We start from the raw sequence: 19,308 nt of genomic DNA, 5'->3' as shown, positions 1-19,308 counted from the left end.
TTAAATCATCATTGCGAGGAGGGACATGGTCCCGACGTGACAATCTTGTCAAGCATCCTGAGATTGCTTCGTCAATTACTTACATAATTTCCTCGCAATGACGAAAATATTAGTGTTGCAATAATAATTAATAAAATTAAGAAATATAAGCTATTTACTTTATAAATCAAGCATTTTCTCTTAACTCCTTATTATACAACCTATAATATTCATCTTTATTCTTAAGCAATTGTGTATGAGTTCCTTGTTCACAAATCTCACCGTTTTTCATGACGATAATATTATCAAGATCGGTAATACTGCTTAAACGATGCGTAATAATTAAAGTGGTTTTTCCTTGGCGTAATTTCTTTAACGATTCTAGAATTTTCTGTTCGGAAGCTTGGTCTAAGCTGCTTGTTGCTTCATCCCAAATTAAAATAGGGGCATCTTTTAAGAAAGCTCTAGCAATAGATAAACGCTGACGCTGACCGCCTGAAAGAGTCGTCCCCTGCCCCCCTATCTGCGTGTCGTAACCGTTCGGCAGATGCATAATAAACTCATGAGCATCGGCATATTTTGCTGCTCTAATTATTTCTTCTCTTGTAGCGTTTTCCTGACCGTATGCTATATTTTCTGCAACGCTTGTATCAAATAAATGAGTATCTTGAGTAACTAAGGAAATCTGACTTCTAAGTGAAGTAAGCTTAATATCTTTAATATCATGATTATTAATTAAAATTCTTCCTTCATTTGGATCATAAAAACGCACTAATAAATTACTAAGCGAAGTCTTAGCACTACCTGAACGCCCGACAAACGCAATAATTTTATGAGGCTCTAGCCTTAAATCTATATATTTTATAGCTATTTTACTCTCAAACCTTAAAGCTAGTTTTTCAAAAGTAATTTGTGGATTATATAAATCTACGTCTTTAGCATCTTCATGATCTTTAATAAGAGGCTCGGTATCCAAAATACTAAATACCCTCTTAGCTGCTGCTATTCCTTCTTGTAAATTAATATTTAACGATACCAAACTTTTAAACGGTCTATAAGCCGCTGCAAAAGAAGCCAAAAAAGCAAAAAGAGCCCCTGGCGTACTTTTCCCCTCAAGGACTAGATTACCTCCGTACCATACCATCCCTCCAACTGCAAAACCGCTTAAACCCTCCATAATCGGTGAAACCATCGCATCTAGCTTAGATGTTTTTTTGTAGAACTCTAAAATATTATTAATAATCAACGATGCTCTATTACTTTCTATTTTTTCGCCTACAAAAGATTTAATAATCTTAATTGACTGAAATGTTTCATCAAGCCGAGAGGTATAATGCCCAAGCTCTTCTTGTGACTGTGCAAATATTCTTCTTATCTTTCTACCCATCCTTTGCACCGGATAAACAGCTAAAGGGAAAACAAGAAAAACTACGCAAGATAATAGCGGTTCTAAATGAAACATTGTTGCTATTAAACATACTACAGTTAGGAAATGTTTAGCACATCCGACAAGTAAGTTAGAAACAGCTCCACGCATCAAAGAAATATCATTAGTAAAACGAGATATTAAACGTCCTGAAGATTGGTTGTGAATAAAAGAAATATCGGCAAATAACAAATGCTCATACATTTTTATCTGTAAATCGTTTAGTACCCTTTGCCCAACAAATTTTATTATATAATTCTGATAATACTCTGAAATTCCTTTTATAACAAAAGTTACAGTAAGCACTATAGGCATTATTATAAGCATTTTTTTATCATGCGTTAAAAAAACCTTATCAATAATAGGTCTAGCCGCATGTACGATCACTGCCGTACAAAGTGCTGCAACAACCATACAAAATATCGAAAAATATATTTTATTTGCGTAAGGTTTAACATGATCTTTTATCAGCCTTTTTATAACATCTGTGGCTGTGTAGTTATCATTTAAATTATTGTTATTCATTCTCGTTAAAAATATTAAATTGATGATTTGATTGATTCGGTACAGGCATTTTCAAATGCTCAAAAGCGGCAATCGTGATTACCCTACCTCTAGGAGTTCTTTGTAGTAAACCTATCTGTATAAGATAAGGCTCTATGGTTTCTTCAAGTGCGTCACGTTGTTCAGACAAGGCAGCTGCGATCGTTTCAATTCCGACAGGACCGCCGTTATAATTATCCGCTATGAATTTTAGATAACGATAATCATTGCTATCAAGTCCTATGCGATCAACTTCCAAACGACTTAACCCAAAATCAGAGATTTCCTTATCTACTCTTGATTTACCGTCCACTGCTGCAAAATCTCTTATACGACGAAGCAATCTTAATGCAATTCTTGGCGTTCCTCTACTTCGTTTAGCTATTTCTTCAGAACCCGAATCGGTCAAATCAATATCAAGTAGTTTACTTGCTCTATTTAGAACTTTCTTCAATTCCTCGGTATTATAAAAATTTAGCCGCATAGGAATACCGAACCTATCACGCAAAGGATTACTAAGCAGCCCGAGGCGTGTGGTAGCACCGATTAAGGTAAATTTCGGCAAGGTTATTTTCACTGACCTTGCGGCAGATCCTTCACCGATAATTATATCAAGCTCAAAATCTTCCATAGCAGGATATAAAACCTCTTCAACCGCAGTATTTAAGCGGTGGATTTCATCAATAAATAATACATCGTTCCTTTCAAGATTGGTAAGAATAGCAGCAAGATCAGCTACCTTAAGTATAGCAGGACCGGAGGTGGATTTAAAATTACCGCCGATTTCGTTAGAGATAATTTTAGCAAGCGTAGTTTTACCAAGCCCGGGCGGACCGTAAAATAAAGTATGATCAAGATGCTCATTTCGAGATTTTGCAGCCTTAATAAATACCGAAAGATTTTCTTTAATCTGCTGTTGACCGACAAATTCTTGCAAATATGACGGCCTTATCGGCAATTCTTGATCATTTTCACTTTTTTCAGGTGATAATAATATATTAGTCATTATTTTAAATCGAATATAATGACTAATAATAGCTAAAAAATAGTTTTATGCTATAAATTATTTTAGACTTTTATATTAGCCCTCTTCACAGAAACTAGTTACCCCTTCTCTAAGTTTATCTACGGTTTCAAAAAATTTTTCTGTACCAGTGACGCCTAAGTTTTGTAATTCTTCTTTAAGGTAATTTTTATTTAATCCTTTATATCACTTGAAATAATGACCAAATATCTCATTTGATAATATTTTATATTAGGATTTTCATAATAATTTTTCAAAACTTCTGCTACATCTTTTAGAGTAAGGTTATTTTCATCAGTTATTTCTGTAATTTGTGCGTCCACTGCTTGTCTATCTTGAGATTTCATTCCTATCTTATAACCTAAAATATTACATCCAATTAAGCTTTTATTCTCTTTTATAGCATCCGATAAGGCTTTCTTTGATTCCTTGCTTACTTCTGTACTTAATGAACAATTCAATCCGACAAGTTTAGTATTTTTAATAAATGAGGATCAGGCAGGAACATTATTATTATCACAAAATATCCCACTTATATCTAAATCGCTTATTTTTGTTGCGTTTATATCTTCGAGTAATTTTATTAAATTTTCTTGTGTTATAGGATTTGATGAAATATCAAGAGCTTCAATATTAGATTCTTTAAAAAATTTAATAAAATTATTTATTATTCCATTGTCTAATCTTATATTTGTATTTTGCAATACTAAAGTTTTTATAGATTTCTTAAATAAATTATATCTAATCCCTTATCTCTTAAATAATTATGAGCTAGTTTAATATTTTCTATAGTTCCGTTTACTCTTAAGGTATCTAAAAGAACAGCTATCTTATTAACATTATTCAAAGCATTTATAACACTAATGTCGGTAATTCGGTATAGCGGATCTTTAAAAAATTCAGCAAAAAACTTTATTGATTTTAAACTCCACGAAAAACTATCAGTGCTTAACTACTTTATAGTAGCGTCTCCTTGTAAAGCATTAAATAACCCATTTAAAGCATCTTCAGGAATTTTAGAGTATCCAGCAACTGCAAATACCGGTGATTGTGGTACAAAATTAACCTCGGTAACACTTAAAGTAGCAGGGTCTTTCTATAGCTCTTTTAATATTTCTTCAGCCTGTATTTTTTCTAAATATTCTATTAACTTGGACATATATTTTACCTATTAATTTTAGTAATTAAAATTAATATAAAATAACTGCTAATTTATCAACTAAAAATTAGAATTTCGATTTTTCAGGGCTGTTTTGATTAATTCATCAATAGAGGTTTCGGGATGTTGGGTAATGATGCCTTGAACGGCGTTTTGAGCTTCAAATCTAGAAAATCCTAGATTTACTAGAGCTTTTATTACTTCATTACTTGCAACGGGTGTGATATTCTTAATATTTAAGCTATCTTTAATAATAGCTGAACCGCTTGATATTTTCGCTACTTTACCTTTCAGCTCTAACACTATACGTTCAGCAAGTTTAGCCCCTACTCCGGATATTGCTTTAAATATATTTTTATCTTCATTATTTACAGCAATTTGAATATCCGAAGGCGTAAGGCTTGATAAGATAGATAAAGCCATTCTTGTACCTATACCGTTTACTGATTGTAGCAAATTAAAAAAATTCTTCTCTTCTAGAGTCAAAAAACCGTAAAGATGAATATGTTCCTCTCTAACATGGGTTTCGATAAATAGTTTATAAAACTCCCCTTCAGCAAGTTTACCTAAAGTTTTACCTGAAGCATAGACTAAGTACCCTACCCCATTTACGTCAATTATAACGTAATCATCGCCTTGGGAATCAACTTTACCGCTTAATTTACCGATCATATATTTACTTTTTCTTTTTACTATATATTAAAATTAGTGTCGGTAAAGCGGTAATAATTGCTGCTAAGATGTAATGAATAACAAGCGGTCTATCCATCATATGACACTGCCCATCGTTAGGAATAGTTTGAGCCAAAACCATATAAGCAACTATTATCGTCACTACTATATATAGACCGGTAAAAAACAAATATTTTATAAAATTTTTCATGTTAATCTCTTTTTGAATCAGTGATATGATGTTATTCTTGCGAAAGCAGAAATCTAGGGATAAAACAAGATAAATCGAGCTTTTAAAAAGCTTTAAAGTACTGAATTCCCGCTTTCGCGGGAATGGCATCAGAGATTTTTTCTTCTCTTAAGTTAACACACATACACGAAAGCGGGAATGACATTAAAAACTACACAAACTTATAATAAGTTTGATTCTTATCCCCTTTACTTATTAAAAGTTTACGCTCTAAACCATATAACAAATCTCTACTAGCCGTTGCCGTAGAAATATTTTTATGTACAGTAATATAATCTTTTCTAGAAAACCATTGATCTATTAAATGAACTTTAGCAAATTCCATTCTAGATAAAGGCGTATTTGCCTCATATGTAATATTATTACTATATAATCTTAATGCTGCAACTATTTTATCAAGCATAAACTCGATAAATAAGGTCGATTCACCAAGCTTATCACACTTACTTAAAACACTATAATATTCACTTTGATTATTCCTTATCAAACTTTCAACGGAAATATACTCAAGAATTTTATTAGCTTGCATTAGTAATAATTGTTGCCATAATCTACCGATTCGTCCATTACCGTCTGAAAAAGGATGGATAAATTCAAACTCATAATGAAATATACAAGCTTTAACTATTCCAGAAATTTTCTTATCTTGTGCTATAAACTCAAATAAATCCTGCATTAATAAAGATACACGGCTTGCCGTAGGGGCAAAATGTATAATCTCTGTACCTTTAAATATAGCGGCATTACCTTTACGCCACTTTCCGTTATCTTCTACTAATCCTTGCATTAATATCTCATGTGCTTTTAATAATGATTCAATTTTGAAGGGATTAAATATAGTCAGATTATTGTATAGTTTTATAGCATTTTTTACTTCTAAAATATCTTTTTCAGGTGCAAGTACACGCTTGCCGTTTATTATATCGGTTATCTGCTCTACGCTTAAACTATTTCCTTCAATTGCTAAAGAAGAATGGATGGTTTTAATTTGATTATTTTTTCTAAGTTTTATAGGTTGAGAGTAAAGCTTGCTACCGGCTAAAATACCAAGCTCATAAGAAATATCTTGTGACAACTCCAAGATTTTATTAGTTCTTTGAAAAGACGGTTTACTATTCATTATATGATAGTATCATATGATACTATCATTGTCTACGAAGAATATTTTTTCTATATCATTCCCATAGGGTATTAGCCTTATTGCATGACTCCAAAATCGTCATTGCGAACAGCCGTAGACTGCGTGACAATCTCATGAAATAATAACAAACTCCTGAGATTGCCTCATCAATTGCTATGCAATTTCCTCGTAATGACGTATATCTCTTTATTTTACAATACACTCATTAGAACTACCTACCTCAATATCTTCTATAACACCACTTTTACGATCTTTTAATTCAACAATATTATTTGCGGCTTTTTTAGGACCAATTATAATTTGATAAGGTGAGCCTATAAGATCATGCGTTGCAAATTTACTGCCTGGACGTGCTTCGGTATCGTCATATAACACTTCTATATTTTTATCTGATAGCTCTTTATAAGCCATTTCCGCAAGCTCTACGCATTTACTATCATGAATATTTAAATTAATTAGAGAAACTTTGAAAGGAGCAACGCTAGAAGGCCATATGATACCTTTCTCATCGCAATTTGCTTCTATGATAGCCGCAACTAACCTTGAAATGCCTATGCCGTAAGAACTCATTTCTATAGGAGTTAGTTTACCATGCTCATCATTAATAAGTGCATTCATATTAACCGAATATTTTGAGCCTATATAAAAAATATGCCCAACTTCTATTCCCTTACTGCTGGTTATTTCTTGTTCAGATATAGGTAATTTATTTACTTCATGTTTTTCTTCAGCTGCCGCGTACCAACTTTTAATTTCCTCTACATCGATATCAGGATTATCTTTTAATGTCTTAAATTTTTTATCGTAATAAATAGTACTTTCACCAGTTTCAGCGATTATATGAAACTCATGGCTTAAATTGCCACCGATCGGACCGTTATCGGCAATAACAGGGATAGCAAACACACCTAAATCCCTGAAAGCATTGATATAAGCCTTATACATTTGATTATAGGTTTTAACGGCATTTTCTTTATTTATATCAAAAGAATAAGCATCTTTCATTAAAAACTCTCGTCCTCTCATAACACCAAAACGAGGTCTAATCTCATCACGAAATTTCCATTGGATATGATAAAGATTTTTCGGCAAATCCTTATATGACTTAATATTATGACGAAAAATATCCGTAATCATATCTTCGTTAGTAGGACTGAATAGCAAAGTATTATCGTGGCGATCTTGAAATTTCAGCATTTCTTTACCGTAATTATCAAAACGTCCCGATTCCATCCATAAATGTGCCGGCTGAATGCAAGGCATTAGAATTTCCAAAGCTCCCGCTTTATTCATATTTAAGCGTACTATATTCTCGATATTCTTCAATACTTTTAAGCCAAGCGGAAGCCAAGTATAAATCCCTGCTGCTTGCTGCCTAATCATTCCGCTTCTAAGCATTAATTTATGCGAAGTTACTTGAGCTTCACTTGGCTCTTCCTTTAACACAGGTAAAAAATATTTTGATAATAACATATTTTATTTACTTTCTTGCTATATTTATAATCATTTATTTTGTCATCCCGTGGCTTGAGACCACGGGATCCAATTTTTTTAAATTTTTTTCTGGATACCGCGATCAAGTCGCGGTATGACAAAATTACTGGATTCCCGCTTCCGCAGAAATGATATTAATAACGTATCATCTTTTAGCAGTAAGGTTTAAAAACTCATGACGATATTTCTGCTGTTCGGCAAATATACCCGTATAATGCATGGTATTCATAACGCTATTATCTTGCATTACGCCACGCATTGACATACAGCTATGTACAGCAGAAATCTTAACGGCAACGCCAAGCGGCTTTAAATTCTCCTGCACGCTTTCTGCTATCTGTACCGTCATTTTTTCTTGGATTTGTAGTCTTCTAGCAAAAATATTTACTATTCGTGCTAGCTTACTTATGCCGACAATACAATTATCAGGAACATAAGCTATATCTACTGTACCGTTAAAAGGTAATATATGATGTTCACAGAAAGAAGTAAATTTTATATTCAGTAAGATAAAATCTTGAAAATTACAAGTTTCATAAAACTTGGTATTTAATATTTTTGCTACATCCTTTCCATAACCGGAAAATATTTCTGCGTAGCTATTAATTACTCTATCAGGCGTTTTAAGCAGCCCTTCTCTGCTTGGATCTTCACCAATGAATTTTAGTAACGTTCTTACTGCCTCTTTAGCTTCTTCTCTAGTTGGTTTACTCATGTGCTAGTTTTATACTTTTAAAAAACATTACTTTAACACAAATATATACAAACATCAAGCCGCCTACTATAGCAATAAACCCTCCTCCACTCATCATTCCCATTAATAGCTTAGCTGACATCGGCATTACACTATTTGGGTCTTTCCGCATAACACCATAACCACCGGCGAATGCTAGACCTAGTATGTGCAGAATCTGCCCGAATGTTAGGAGGTAAAATGTAAAATTAATAATATTGTCATTGTGAGGAGGCACGAAGTGCCGACGCGGCAATCTAGGGAGTTTTTGTATTACCTCATGAGATTGCCACGCTCTTTTTAGTCGCTCGCAATGACGTTGATACCTCCCAATACCCAAATAACTACACCCCATACAAGCAATGCTAATCCCTACTATAGACCCGTGATAATGAGCAGGAATTGCTACATTTATACCTGTGATATTCATTGCTATAAGCCCGCCAAGTAAGAATAAAGTAATAGAGCAAAGTAAGATGGTTTTGATTACTCTGTCATTTATTGTAACCGTGTCATCCCGCAGCTTGATCGCGAGATCTATAACATTATTCTGATATTTTGTTTGGATCTCGCGATCAAATCGCGGGATGACAAATACCCACACCAACTCAACCCCCATACCTATTAAACATAAAACAGGAGCAATGCCGCCTAGATATTTCATATGATTTGTATAGAATACTTTGAAGGCTCCATCGATAATATCATAAAATACATGACCGAAAAGTGTAAGAATTCCGAAAATAAAATTTAAATAAAGTAAGAAAAGATAGAATTTTTGAAATTTCAATTCTCTAGCTATTAACTTTCTAAATAAACTAACCCAAATAAATATTAATATTTGAGTATATATAAATTGCAGTAAATGACCTCCGCTCCAAAAAAGTAATTCATAATAAAATTCTATCTCGATTGGAATAATTTGAATGATGTTTTGCAAGCCATTATAAGACCATCCAAAACAAACACAGCTTAAAATAAACATTATAATAGTCGATAATACGGTAAAATTAACTAGACTATTTAAGTTTGTCCAATCGAAGAAATATAAAATATTTATAGCGTACAATAGCAACGTAACACCAAATAAGCTTAACCCCAAAATAAATACGATATTTTCAAGCATCGGTATATAATTATTCATCACCGGATTATGCCCGGCTATTGGGGAGATGGTGATTAGAAGAGTAGCTAGAAAAGCAAGTTTGGGGTAAAGGCGAAACACGTCATTGCGAGCGAACGTAGAGAGCGTGGCAATCTCAGGAATTTTGTATTGTTTCATGAGATTGCCGCGTCGAGGCTGCGCCTCTCCTCGCAATGACGTTTCACCCCCCCAAACACTAGCCGTAACGGACAATAACCAAATCAATACCGATAAATTAACATGAATAATTAAAGCAGATTTGAAAATATGCGGATTTGGGAAAAAGCTTGATAATTGCGGAGTACGTAGTACCACCAAAATAATTGAATATAAACCCGCAAATCCCAAGGATAAAATACCAAGCCTAAGCCAAGAATTAGTTAAGCTACTATTTTGTAATTGATTGGTAGAATTCATAACTACAGGTAAATATTAAATATAATCTACAAATAGCTCACGGTATTTAAATAAGCAATATTTTTTTGTTTGCTTTAGAAGCTAACATACGATATTAATTATTAATAAGTCAATCCAGAGTTAATAGTTAGATATGACTAACCACCTACGCATCGGTATCGGTATTTTAATCTTTAACAATAGGAATGAAATTTGTATTAGTTCCCATGGTGAGTCTAGTTATGCTCCTGTCGGTGGACATTTAGAATTTGGAGAAACATTTGAAGAATGTGCTATCCGTGAAGTTTTAGAAGAAACAAATCTGATCATTGAAAACCCACAATTTATAGCGGTGACTAACGATATTTTTGAAAAAGAACAAAAGCATTAAGTCTTGATTTTCCTTAAAGCTCATTGTTTAAATGAGCATGAATTACAGAATCTTGAGCCTCATAAAGTAGCAAGCTGGTAGTGGTTTGCTCTTGATAATTTACCCTCTAACCTTTGTCTACCTCTAAAAAGACTCATTGAGAAAAAAATGTTATTTATATAAAAAAAGTATTGATTAACTAAGTTTATCTAATTTTAAATATCCGGACGCGTATTTTTGTACAACAACACTAGCAATAAGAGTTTGATAAGGCATTCTTTCTTGTGCTGCAATTCTTTTTATATGATTTAAATCGTATAACAGCAATCTAATATTCATTCTTTCCGATTTTTTAAAAAAATTAGCTGCGGCAATTTTAGCTATATTTTTTTGGCTCTCTAGTTCTTTTTTAGGTAACTCTAAAAGCTCATCTTGTTCAAAATAATCTAGTATTTCTTGTTCTTTTTCAGTAAATTTGTATTTTTTCATAATCTAAACCTTAGTTTGACAATATCATCCTAACTTAGCAATATTAATAAATGATTACCTTGATTTATAATTATGATAATACAGATTTTATTGTTGTAGCGGATTGAATGGTGGGTTTGAGAAGACTTGAACTTCCGACCTCACGCTTATCAGGCGTGTGCTCTAACCAGCTGAGCTACAAACCCACAGTGTAAGAAGTATGGTGAGCTCGCCGAGATTCGAACCCGGGACCCTTTGATTAAAAGTCAAATGCTCTACCGACTGAGCTACGAGCTCTTAAATATATTGCATATATTCAAAAATTATGTTTTACTTTATCGCCGAAAAAGGCTAATCTGTCAACAATTATTTTTTAATTTAAATGTAGGAAGTTTATGCAGCATCAGGACGTGGCTATAATTATCCCCTCAAGGCTAAGTTCAACTAGGCTTAAACAAAAACCGCTGCAGCTTATCGGCTCTATAACTTTAATCGAGCGGGTATTCAAACAAGTAAATCAAGCGGGCCTTGAGCATACATATGTTGCGACCGACTCGGAAGAGATAGCAAGCGTTATTAAAAAAGTCGGAGGAAAAGTAATGTTCACGGATAGTGCTATCCCAACCGGTACTGATCGTACTTATGAAGCTTTTAAATTAATTCCAAATAATCAAAACATTAATTACATAGTTAATGTACAGGGAGATATGCCTTTCATTGAACCTAGCTCTATTTTGAAAATTATAGAATATTTAAAAAACAGCGAATACGATATTGTTACACCGATAGTAAAAGTAGATAGGGAATCAGTGGAAGCTAGTAGTAATGTTACCGTAGCGGTTGACTCGGCGGGGACAGCGTTGTATTTTTCGCGTAGTCTTATCCCAAACGGCGCAGAAGAATTTTTATATCATGTAGGCATGTATGGTTTTCGTAAAAACGCTTTAGAAAAATTTGTATCTCTTAAGCCAACTTTTTTAGAAAAAACAGAATGTTTAGAACAATTACGTGTCCTTGAAAACGGCATGACTATAGGTACATGTTTAGTTGAGAATGTTCCTATTTCCGTAGATACGGAAGAAGACTTAAAAAAAGCAGTAAAATTTTACGAAAATATTAGTAAACTAGGTTTATAATAATGGTACATTTCATTTTTGTTACCGGCGGTGTTGTTTCATCACTCGGTAAAGGTCTAACGGCAGCATCTCTTGCTATGCTATTGCAAGCGAAAGGTTTTAGAGTCAGTGTACGAAAACTAGACCCTTATCTTAACATTGACCCGGGAACTATGAATCCTCACGAACATGGTGAGGTATATGTAACCGATGACGGAGCAGAAACCGATCTAGATCTTGGACATTATGAACGTTTTACCGGAGTTGCCGCATGCAAATTTGATAGCATCACAACAGGTACGATATACTCAAAATTACTTAAAGATGAACGTTTAGGAAATTACGCCGGCGTTACTGTTCAAGTCATCCCACATGTTACAAATATAATAAAAGATTTTATATTTTCAAACACCAAGGGTTTTGATTTCATTATTTGTGAAATAGGCGGTACAGTCGGTGATATTGAAGGTCTACCGTTTTTTGAAGCTATAAGGCAAATTGGTAACAAATTAAGAAAGCGAAAATTGTTTATTTATTCATTTAACATTATTACCTTATGTTAAAACCGCCCGTGAATTAAAAATAAAACCTACCCAACACTCAGTTAAAGCATTACGCGCTATAGGTATTTCACCTAATATACTAGTGTGTCGTGCAGAACGTAACATTTCAAAAGGCGAAATAGATAAAATAGCTTTATTTTGTAATATAGAATCTGAGTATGTTGTTCCGGCAATAGATCAAAAAAATATATATTTAGTACCGATTGCATATCATAATTCAGGTCTTGACAATAAAGTATTAAAATTTTTTAATATTAATGCCATGCCGTCTAAATTAGATAAATGGCATGATATAATTAATAGGCTAAAAGATTCTAATTCAAAAGTAAGAATCGCTATAATAGCTAAATATCATAAATTAAAAGATGCTTATAAATCAGTAATCGAGGCACTTGATCATGCAGGTATTTATTACAAATACAAAATTGATTTAGTATGGATAAATGCTGAAAATCTAACTGAAGAGAATATTAATAAAAAATTATTAGATATAGATGGGATTTTAGTACCAGGCGGATTTGGAGAACGGGCGACTAAAGGAAAAATTATAGCAATAAAATATGCCCGTACTAATAACATACCTTTTTTTGGAATATGTTTCGGTATGCAACTTGCGACGATCGAAATAGCTCAGAATTTAATCGGTATTAAAGATGCAGTAACGGAAGAATTTCAAGTAGACGGTACAAAAATTATTGAGAAAATAAATAAAAACTGTGAAGACTCAAAAATAACAATTGAAAATGTAAAAAAGACTATGAGGCTCGGCTCTTATCCTTGTAGTTTGGTCGCAAGTACCATTGCAGCTAATGCTTATAAAAGCCTTGAAATAAATGAGAGACATCGTCATAGATATAAATTTAATAATGAATTTCAAAATATTTTTGAAAAACACGGAATAGTATTTAGCGGTTTTTCAAAAGATAAAGAGATTGTAGAAATAATTGAACTACCGCTACTGCGTTGGTTCGTAGGAGTACAATTTCATCCGGAATTTAAATCTAAACCTTTTGAAGCTCATCCGTTATTTATTCAGTTTATTAAAGCAGCGATTGAGTATAACAAATGTAATTAACAACAATATATGAGACTATTTTAAAAAATCTTGACATAGTTTTTATTATAGTCTAGGGTGCAAAAAATAATATAGCCGGACAGTTTCTGAAAAACGTTTGAGGTCATTCCCGCATATGCATATGCGGGAATGACATATATAAAGCTCTAAGCCTTGCAAAAACATAACATTTTTAAAAACTATCCGGTACTAAAAAAATAAGCTCATAGTAAATCAATGGATAGCGTGGATTCTAATTTCACACTTTGGAATAAAGCCAGAAACAGTAAATTTAGGCATATAGTATGGCCGATTAGATCGTATGAATTAACCAAGTTTATCCCGATGGCTTTACTAATGTTTTTTATTCTACTTAATCAAAACTTAGTTCGTAGTATTAAAGATAGTTTTGTGGTTACCTTAATTAGCTCGGAAGTATTGAGTTTTATCAAACTTTGGGGCGAAATGCCGATGGGAATTTTATTTGTTATTTTTTATTCTAAACTCTGTAATATTATGACAACAGAGCAAGTTTTTAGGATAATTACCGGTACTTTTTTATTTTTCTTCGCAATTTTTGGTTTTATTTTATTTCCGTACAGAGAGTTTGTTCATCCCGATCCCGAATTAATTAAGCACTATCTCACTGTTCTTCCTCACTTAAAATGGTTTTTAATAATTTGGGGACAGTGGAGTTTGGTATTATTTTATATTATGGGAGAGTTATGGCCGGTTATAGTCTTTACTCTTTTATATTGGCAGCTTGCAAATAAAATTACTAAAGTCGAAGAAGCACCAAGATTTTACTCATTTTTTACTTTATTCGGACAAACTAATTTACTTATCTCAGGAACCGTAATTATTTATTTTGCTAAGAGTGAGCATTTCTTATTACCTTTATTTTCTCATCTAAACGATACAAATGAAATTCTTTTAAAATCATTTATTACGGTTATTTTAATATCCGGATTCATTTGTCTAGCTCTTCATAAACTTATTGATAAATCAGTCGTAGAAGCTGACAAAAATATTAAGTTTAAAAACCAAAGAACGGATATATTAAAATTAAGCTTGGTCAAAAGTGCAAAAGTAATATTAACTTCTAGATATCTCGGTTTTATTTGTCTTCTTGTAATGTCTTATTCTATGAGTATTAGCCTAATAGAAGGATTATGGATGTCCAAAGTAAAGCAACTCTATCCCGCTACAAAGGATTTTATAGCCTATCACGGTACAGTGTTTTTTTGGACGGGAGTACTCACATTAGTTAGTGCGTTTTTAGGCAGTAGTTTAATTAGAATATGCGGCTGGTTTTGGGGAGCTATTATAACACCGATTATGATGTTCGGAGCAGGTGTTATGTTCTTTTCATTCACGGTTTTTGAAAATCACCTAGGAAATATCGTAAATACTCTCGGCTATAGTAGTGCGCCGCTTGTCGTTATAGTTTTTATCGGCGGACTTTGGCATATACTTTCTAAATCCGTAAAATATTCACTTTTTGATGCTACTAAAGAAATGGTATATATTCCGCTCGATAGTGAAATGAAGACCAAAGGTAAAGCTGCAGTTGATGTTATGGGTGCTAAAATCGGTAAATCAATAGGTGCTATTATTCAATTCATATCCTTTAGTATTTTCCCGAACGCCGTACATAACGACATAGCTGGTTTATTGATGTTTAGTTTTATTATCGTATGTCTATTATGGCTATATGGCGTGAAAGTTTTATCGAAATATTATAATAAGATGATACAACGTTGATAAGGATATCCATTCCTGTGAAGGCTTGCTTGCGTTGATCCCTAATCTTCATGAGCTACGTAGGTAGGCGTTGTTGCATGACTCAGAAAAGGCGTATGATGTCATTCCTAGCTCAGCCTTGTTGCGTAGATCTAGCAAAATAACTTCAAATATCGATATAGAAGTTATTTATTAAAAAATAAACCTAAAAAAACAAATTTTTATAGGTTTTACTAGATTTCCACCTAAGCGGGAATGACATAAAACGCTCCATGCATACAATGCTGAACAGGAATGACCAGTGCTTTTCAAAAATTGCTTGATGCTATGAATCAAACTACTGTATTTTGAACATCCACTCCTATTAATCCTTGATCAAGCAAATCAAAAGCCTCATCCAAGCACTTATATACTGCATTTTCTTGAGCTACTTCCGAATAATCGTCGATTAACCCTAGATTTTGACAAGTAATAACAAGTTTAGCTTTTAAACCATCACTCTATTGATTTTTAATATAATCTAATATTATTTTTAAAACAGCTTGGCTATACTATCCTTTGCTTTTTCATATTTATTTTTTAAGCTCTGTAATCTGTCAACATATACTCTTAACGTCTCTACTTCTTTACTTTGATATATTAAGCCCTCTATTTTTTCAATTTGTTTTATTAATCGCTCTGCCTCTTCATGCGGTTCTTTACATTGTCTTACTAAATTTGCTTTTGTAAAATTAGTATTAGCATTGTTATGCATTAATAGTGAAAGAATAATTTTGTTTTCTACTGAGTTACGACCACAGTAATGTAATACTTCACCCATCTGTTTATAGTCATTCACCGTAGCACCATATTCAAGTAACATTTTGGCTTTTTTAAAATTACCTGTAACCTCTAAAGCAGTATCACCATTCTCATCTTGTATATTAGGATCAATACCTTTTTGCAGTTACTCTTTAAGGTCTGCTAAGTCAGTTACATAATGTAGGGTACTTTTGTTTTCTGGGCTATCTACCGTATCAAAACTAACATCTTTACTGTTTTACTATTAAGACTATTGTTAATACTAATGCGTAAATCATGAAACATTTCTCTGGAGCGATTTTACATTCTTTTGCATTACTCCCCTTTCCTATACAAGATTTAAAAATATTTATTAACTTAGAAATTTTAGGCATAATTATTTTTTTAGTTATTTTATTAAAATTCCATGTTTCATGGTATTTTCGACTCAGCATTATATTAATCTATTTTAATAAAATCAATGTGAATGGTTAATTTTTATGAATTAACCAATTAACAATATAATTTAAAAATTCTTTTTTCTTGAATCTATTTGTAATATAGTAATAGGCATATTTAACATTTGTAGAGGAAGTAATGAAACAAAATCCAAAAATCTCATTAATAGGTAGCGGTAACATAGGTGGTACGCTTGCTCACTTAATTATCCTTAGAGAACTCGGCAATATCGTGTTATTTGATGTGACTGAAGGAGTACCGCAAGGAAAAGCATTGGATCTCATGCAAGCCGGTACAATAACCGGGTCTGATATCAAAATAAAAGGCACAAACAACTATAAAGATATTGAAGGATCTGATGCCATAATTATTACTGCCGGTTTACCAAGAAAACCAGGGATGAGTAGAGACGATTTAATTAGCATTAACACCGGTATTATGAAAACGGTTGCAGCAAATGTTAAAAAATACGCTCCTGATGCCTTTGTAATAGTAATTACCAATCCACTTGATGTTATGGTATATGTCATGCTTAAAGAAAGCGGATTGCCTCACAATAAAGTAATCGGTATGGCAGGAGTACTTGACTCATCAAGATTTAATCTTTTTCTTGCTGAAGAGTTTAAAGTATCGGTTAGCAATGTTAATAGCACGGTTCTCGGCGGTCACGGCGATGCTATGGTACCTCTTGCAAGATATTCTACAATATCAGGCGTGCCGATACCTGACTTGATAAAAATGGGCTTATCAAGTAATGAAAATATTGAAAAAATAATCGATCGTACTAGAAACGGCGGCGGTGAGATTGTTGCATTACTTAAAACAGGTTCTGCTTATTATGCTCCTGCAGCCTCAGCAATAGAAATGCTTGAGTCATATTTAAAAGATAAACGTCAGATTCTAACTTGTGCCGCTCATTTACAAGGTGAGTACGGCGTACATGATTTATATGTCGGAGTGCCTATTATGATCGGTAAAGAAGGTGTTCTAAAAGTAATAGAACTACAGTTAACCGCAGAGGAAAAAGCACTATTTGATAAATCAGTCGAGGGAGTTAAAAAACTCATTGAGACGATAAAATAAATGATATAATTATATTATTGAAGCACAAATGCAACAAGATTTAAAATATTGAATTAATACTAATTATTAGTATTGTTAATTGAACATAAATGGTATTACATTTTGGTTTATTTTTGTTAATAGAGGGAAATTATGAAACATAAGAATGAATTAGACCGGCTAATAAGAAATTTTTATTTAATAAAAAATACTAATTTAAATAATATTTTAGAAACAGATAAACTAGCTATAACACGTACAACTAATTTTGTAGAAGCTCTAATAAACAAAATAGACCCTAGAACGCCGAGACCGTATGTTTCTCAGCAACAAGCTCACTTCAAAGTAGCAAATGATAAAAATATACAGGGTGCTAGTAAAGAAATTTATTTAAAAAATCTACCTATTAGTATTGGTAAAATTGAAGGCTTGAAGGAAGACGGAAAAGGTAGAAAAACAAAGGCTCAACTTGATGTCCTCATATCCCCTTCAGATTTTTCAGCATTATTAAGACTAAGTAATCCATTACCGATCACTAATGAGCAACAACTAGAAATAAAGGGCAATATTAATCTACTGCAATTGATGGAAGAAGCTGTTCAGCAAGTAGGAAAAAAGAGCTTAAATATACAGCAAGATAAAAAAGTACTTACCTCACAAAAAAACGAACAAGCTATAACACACGGTCAACAAAAAGTAGAGCTTAGCCTTAAAGAAAAAATAATCAAGTTAAGGGAAGCAGTTCAAGAAACAATCAAAAATCCAACTAATAATGAAGAATTTAATAAGACATCAAAAGAAATTTTAGATTTGATTAATAATATCAACTCTCATCAACCATCTAGATTACAGGCAGCTAGAAATAAAACCCTGAGTAGCGGAGAAAGCCCTAATACTAAAAATACAAAAATAGAGGGATTTTTTCTTGAACAACATGAATGGGATAAATTTCAAGAATTAAGAGAGAGATTACAAAAAATAAAAGAGCCTAGAGAAAAATTAGATGAAATAAAAAATTTTTATGATGTGATTAATTCATTAGATAAAAATATCATTCTAGGAGTAATGCAAGGGAAACAAAAAGTGCAACAAGCTTCCAATCAAAAAGCACAAGAGATTATAAGAAGTAAATTTTTATACCTTGATAATGCCGGGGATTTTTCAGATGGTTTACAAAATTTATTTGAGAAGTTAAAAAATAAAGAAGAGACAGGGGCAAAAGCACTTATAGAAGCTTCTAAAAATATACTCAGCAAAAGTATATCAGTAAACAAAAATTACTTCCGTAATACTAATCATTCAAGCGAATTAGATTTACAATATAAGATGTTGTTAATAGATCATGCAGATAATATCTCGCAAAATATAAAGGAGGCTCTAGTCTTATATGCCGGAAGTAATAACAAGATTGATATTATTATCTGAAGAATTAGCAAATAAATTTAAAAATATATCAAATTTAATCAAGCAAAATATCGGTACTAAAAAAAAACAGGTAAATATTCTCCTTCTTTAGAAACTATACCTGAAGATGCTATACCTAAATTATCACTGGCAATAGTACATTCCTCAACAGAACTTTTTGCAAAACTAGAAAATTCATTTAATGCACTAGCACAATTCACTGATAAAATATTAATAGATGCCGGCAAATCTTATGTACAACAGGCAAATATTAATCCTAAATCTAATACCGTTTCTAGATCTTCTTCTATTGATTCAGGAATAGGCTC

18 protein-coding genes, 2 tRNA genes and 2 pseudogenes are annotated in these 19,308 nt (G+C 32.6%); 7 read left to right on the top strand and 15 right to left on the bottom strand.

All coding sequences use genetic code 11. The features are described 5' to 3' along the window. Window positions 1–166 precede the first annotated feature (166 nt). From MCC_RS03350 to MCC_RS10220, 4 genes are all read right to left on the bottom strand, one after another. Window positions 167–1,930: an ABC transporter ATP-binding protein gene (locus tag MCC_RS03350; RefSeq protein WP_014408535.1), complete on the bottom strand. Its 1,764-nt coding sequence runs from the start codon at window positions 1,928–1,930 to the stop codon at window positions 167–169. Further along, complete coding sequence (gene ruvB / locus MCC_RS03345) at window positions 1,923–2,954, bottom strand: Holliday junction branch migration DNA helicase RuvB (protein ID WP_014408534.1); 1,032 nt, start codon at window positions 2,952–2,954, stop codon at window positions 1,923–1,925. The genes MCC_RS03350 and ruvB overlap by 8 nt, the downstream gene beginning before the upstream one ends. A gap of 191 nt (window positions 2,955–3,145) precedes the next feature. Continuing rightward, window positions 3,146–3,433, bottom strand: coding sequence for a hypothetical protein (locus tag MCC_RS10225; protein WP_014408533.1), 288 nt, complete (start codon window positions 3,431–3,433; stop codon window positions 3,146–3,148). Between the two features lie 33 nt (window positions 3,434–3,466). Then, window positions 3,467–3,676 (bottom strand): hypothetical protein, encoded by a 210-nt coding sequence (locus MCC_RS10220; RefSeq protein WP_014408532.1) that lies wholly within the window; start codon window positions 3,674–3,676, stop codon window positions 3,467–3,469. A 159-nt stretch (window positions 3,677–3,835) separates the two neighbouring features. Between MCC_RS10220 and MCC_RS03330 the strand changes: the two genes are divergently transcribed. Continuing rightward, window positions 3,836–4,147, top strand: coding sequence for a hypothetical protein (locus MCC_RS03330; protein ID WP_014408531.1), 312 nt, complete (start codon window positions 3,836–3,838; stop codon window positions 4,145–4,147). A gap of 44 nt (window positions 4,148–4,191) precedes the next feature. On the opposite strand, the gene ruvA is transcribed toward MCC_RS03330, so the two are convergent. From ruvA to MCC_RS03300, 6 genes are all read right to left on the bottom strand, one after another. Then, a complete protein-coding gene (ruvA, locus tag MCC_RS03325; RefSeq protein ID WP_014408530.1) occupies window positions 4,192–4,803 on the bottom strand; it encodes a Holliday junction branch migration protein RuvA in 612 nt (203 codons plus the stop codon). A 4-nt stretch (window positions 4,804–4,807) separates the two neighbouring features. Next, window positions 4,808–5,014: a hypothetical protein gene (locus tag MCC_RS03320; protein WP_014408529.1), complete on the bottom strand. Its 207-nt coding sequence runs from the start codon at window positions 5,012–5,014 to the stop codon at window positions 4,808–4,810. Between the two features lie 190 nt (window positions 5,015–5,204). Continuing rightward, window positions 5,205–6,173: a Fic family protein gene (locus MCC_RS03315; RefSeq protein ID WP_014408528.1), complete on the bottom strand. Its 969-nt coding sequence runs from the start codon at window positions 6,171–6,173 to the stop codon at window positions 5,205–5,207. 207 nt (window positions 6,174–6,380) lie between these two features. Then, window positions 6,381–7,667 carry a proline--tRNA ligase gene (gene proS / locus MCC_RS03310; protein ID WP_014408527.1) on the bottom strand — a complete coding sequence of 429 codons (1,287 nt, stop codon included), beginning with the start codon at window positions 7,665–7,667 and terminating at the stop codon, window positions 6,381–6,383. A 166-nt stretch (window positions 7,668–7,833) separates the two neighbouring features. Further along, the gene (gene folE, locus MCC_RS03305) at window positions 7,834–8,403 is read right to left on the bottom strand and encodes a GTP cyclohydrolase I FolE (RefSeq protein ID WP_012152713.1); all 570 of its coding nucleotides are present in this window, start codon (window positions 8,401–8,403) and stop codon (window positions 7,834–7,836) included. Further along, on the bottom strand, window positions 8,396–9,982 hold the full coding sequence (locus tag MCC_RS03300; protein ID WP_014408526.1) for a cbb3-type cytochrome c oxidase subunit I: 1,587 nt from the start codon (window positions 9,980–9,982) through the stop codon (window positions 8,396–8,398). Before MCC_RS03300 ends, folE begins: the two co-directional genes overlap by 8 nt. Window positions 9,983–10,115: 133 nt before the next feature. Between MCC_RS03300 and MCC_RS03295 the strand changes: the two are divergent. Beyond that, window positions 10,116–10,433 (top strand): annotated as a pseudogene (locus tag MCC_RS03295) (nucleotide triphosphate diphosphatase NUDT15). Between the two features lie 93 nt (window positions 10,434–10,526). On the opposite strand, the gene MCC_RS03290 reads toward MCC_RS03295, so the two are convergent. The 3 genes from MCC_RS03290 to MCC_RS03280 all read right to left on the bottom strand — a co-directional run bounded on the left by MCC_RS03290 (window position 10,527) and on the right by MCC_RS03280 (window position 11,096). After that, entirely contained in the window at window positions 10,527–10,820 is a 294-nt protein-coding gene (locus MCC_RS03290) for a hypothetical protein (RefSeq protein ID WP_014408524.1), read from the bottom strand. 108 nt (window positions 10,821–10,928) lie between these two features. Next, window positions 10,929–11,005, bottom strand: a tRNA-Ile gene (locus MCC_RS03285). A gap of 15 nt (window positions 11,006–11,020) precedes the next feature. Further along, window positions 11,021–11,096, bottom strand: a tRNA-Lys gene (locus tag MCC_RS03280). 98 nt (window positions 11,097–11,194) lie between these two features. Here MCC_RS03280 and MCC_RS03275 point away from each other — a divergent pair. From MCC_RS03275 to tlc2, 3 genes and pseudogenes are all read left to right on the top strand, one after another. Continuing rightward, entirely contained in the window at window positions 11,195–11,935 is a 741-nt protein-coding gene (locus MCC_RS03275; protein WP_014408523.1) for a 3-deoxy-manno-octulosonate cytidylyltransferase, read from the top strand. Window positions 11,936–11,937: 2 nt separating this feature from the next. After that, window positions 11,938–13,552, top strand: a pseudogene (locus MCC_RS03270) (CTP synthase). Between the two features lie 216 nt (window positions 13,553–13,768). Beyond that, window positions 13,769–15,295, top strand: coding sequence for a nucleotide exchange transporter Tlc2 (gene tlc2 / locus MCC_RS03265; RefSeq protein WP_014408522.1), 1,527 nt, complete (start codon window positions 13,769–13,771; stop codon window positions 15,293–15,295). A 511-nt stretch (window positions 15,296–15,806) separates the two neighbouring features. Here the strand turns inward: tlc2 and MCC_RS07215 are convergent. Beyond that, a complete protein-coding gene (locus MCC_RS07215; protein ID WP_014408521.1) occupies window positions 15,807–16,136 on the bottom strand; it encodes a hypothetical protein in 330 nt (109 codons plus the stop codon). A 515-nt stretch (window positions 16,137–16,651) separates the two neighbouring features. Here MCC_RS07215 and mdh point away from each other — a divergent pair. Next, the gene (gene mdh / locus MCC_RS03250; RefSeq protein WP_014408519.1) at window positions 16,652–17,596 is read left to right on the top strand and encodes a malate dehydrogenase; all 945 of its coding nucleotides are present in this window, start codon (window positions 16,652–16,654) and stop codon (window positions 17,594–17,596) included. Window positions 17,597–17,728: 132 nt separating this feature from the next. Further along, window positions 17,729–19,000 (top strand): hypothetical protein, encoded by a 1,272-nt coding sequence (locus tag MCC_RS10215; protein ID WP_014408518.1) that lies wholly within the window; start codon window positions 17,729–17,731, stop codon window positions 18,998–19,000. Between the two features lie 56 nt (window positions 19,001–19,056). On the opposite strand, the gene MCC_RS09450 is transcribed toward MCC_RS10215, so the two are convergent. Beyond that, window positions 19,057–19,227, bottom strand: a complete 171-nt coding sequence (locus MCC_RS09450; protein ID WP_196792973.1) for a hypothetical protein — start codon at window positions 19,225–19,227, stop codon at window positions 19,057–19,059. Window positions 19,228–19,308 lie beyond the last annotated feature (81 nt).

The organism is Rickettsia rhipicephali str. 3-7-female6-CWPP (assembly GCF_000284075.1).
Lineage (GTDB): Bacteria > Pseudomonadota > Alphaproteobacteria > Rickettsiales > Rickettsiaceae > Rickettsia > Rickettsia rickettsii.
The sequence above is the reverse complement of the archived record's forward strand: the minus strand, read 5'-3'. Positions and strand labels throughout refer to the sequence as shown.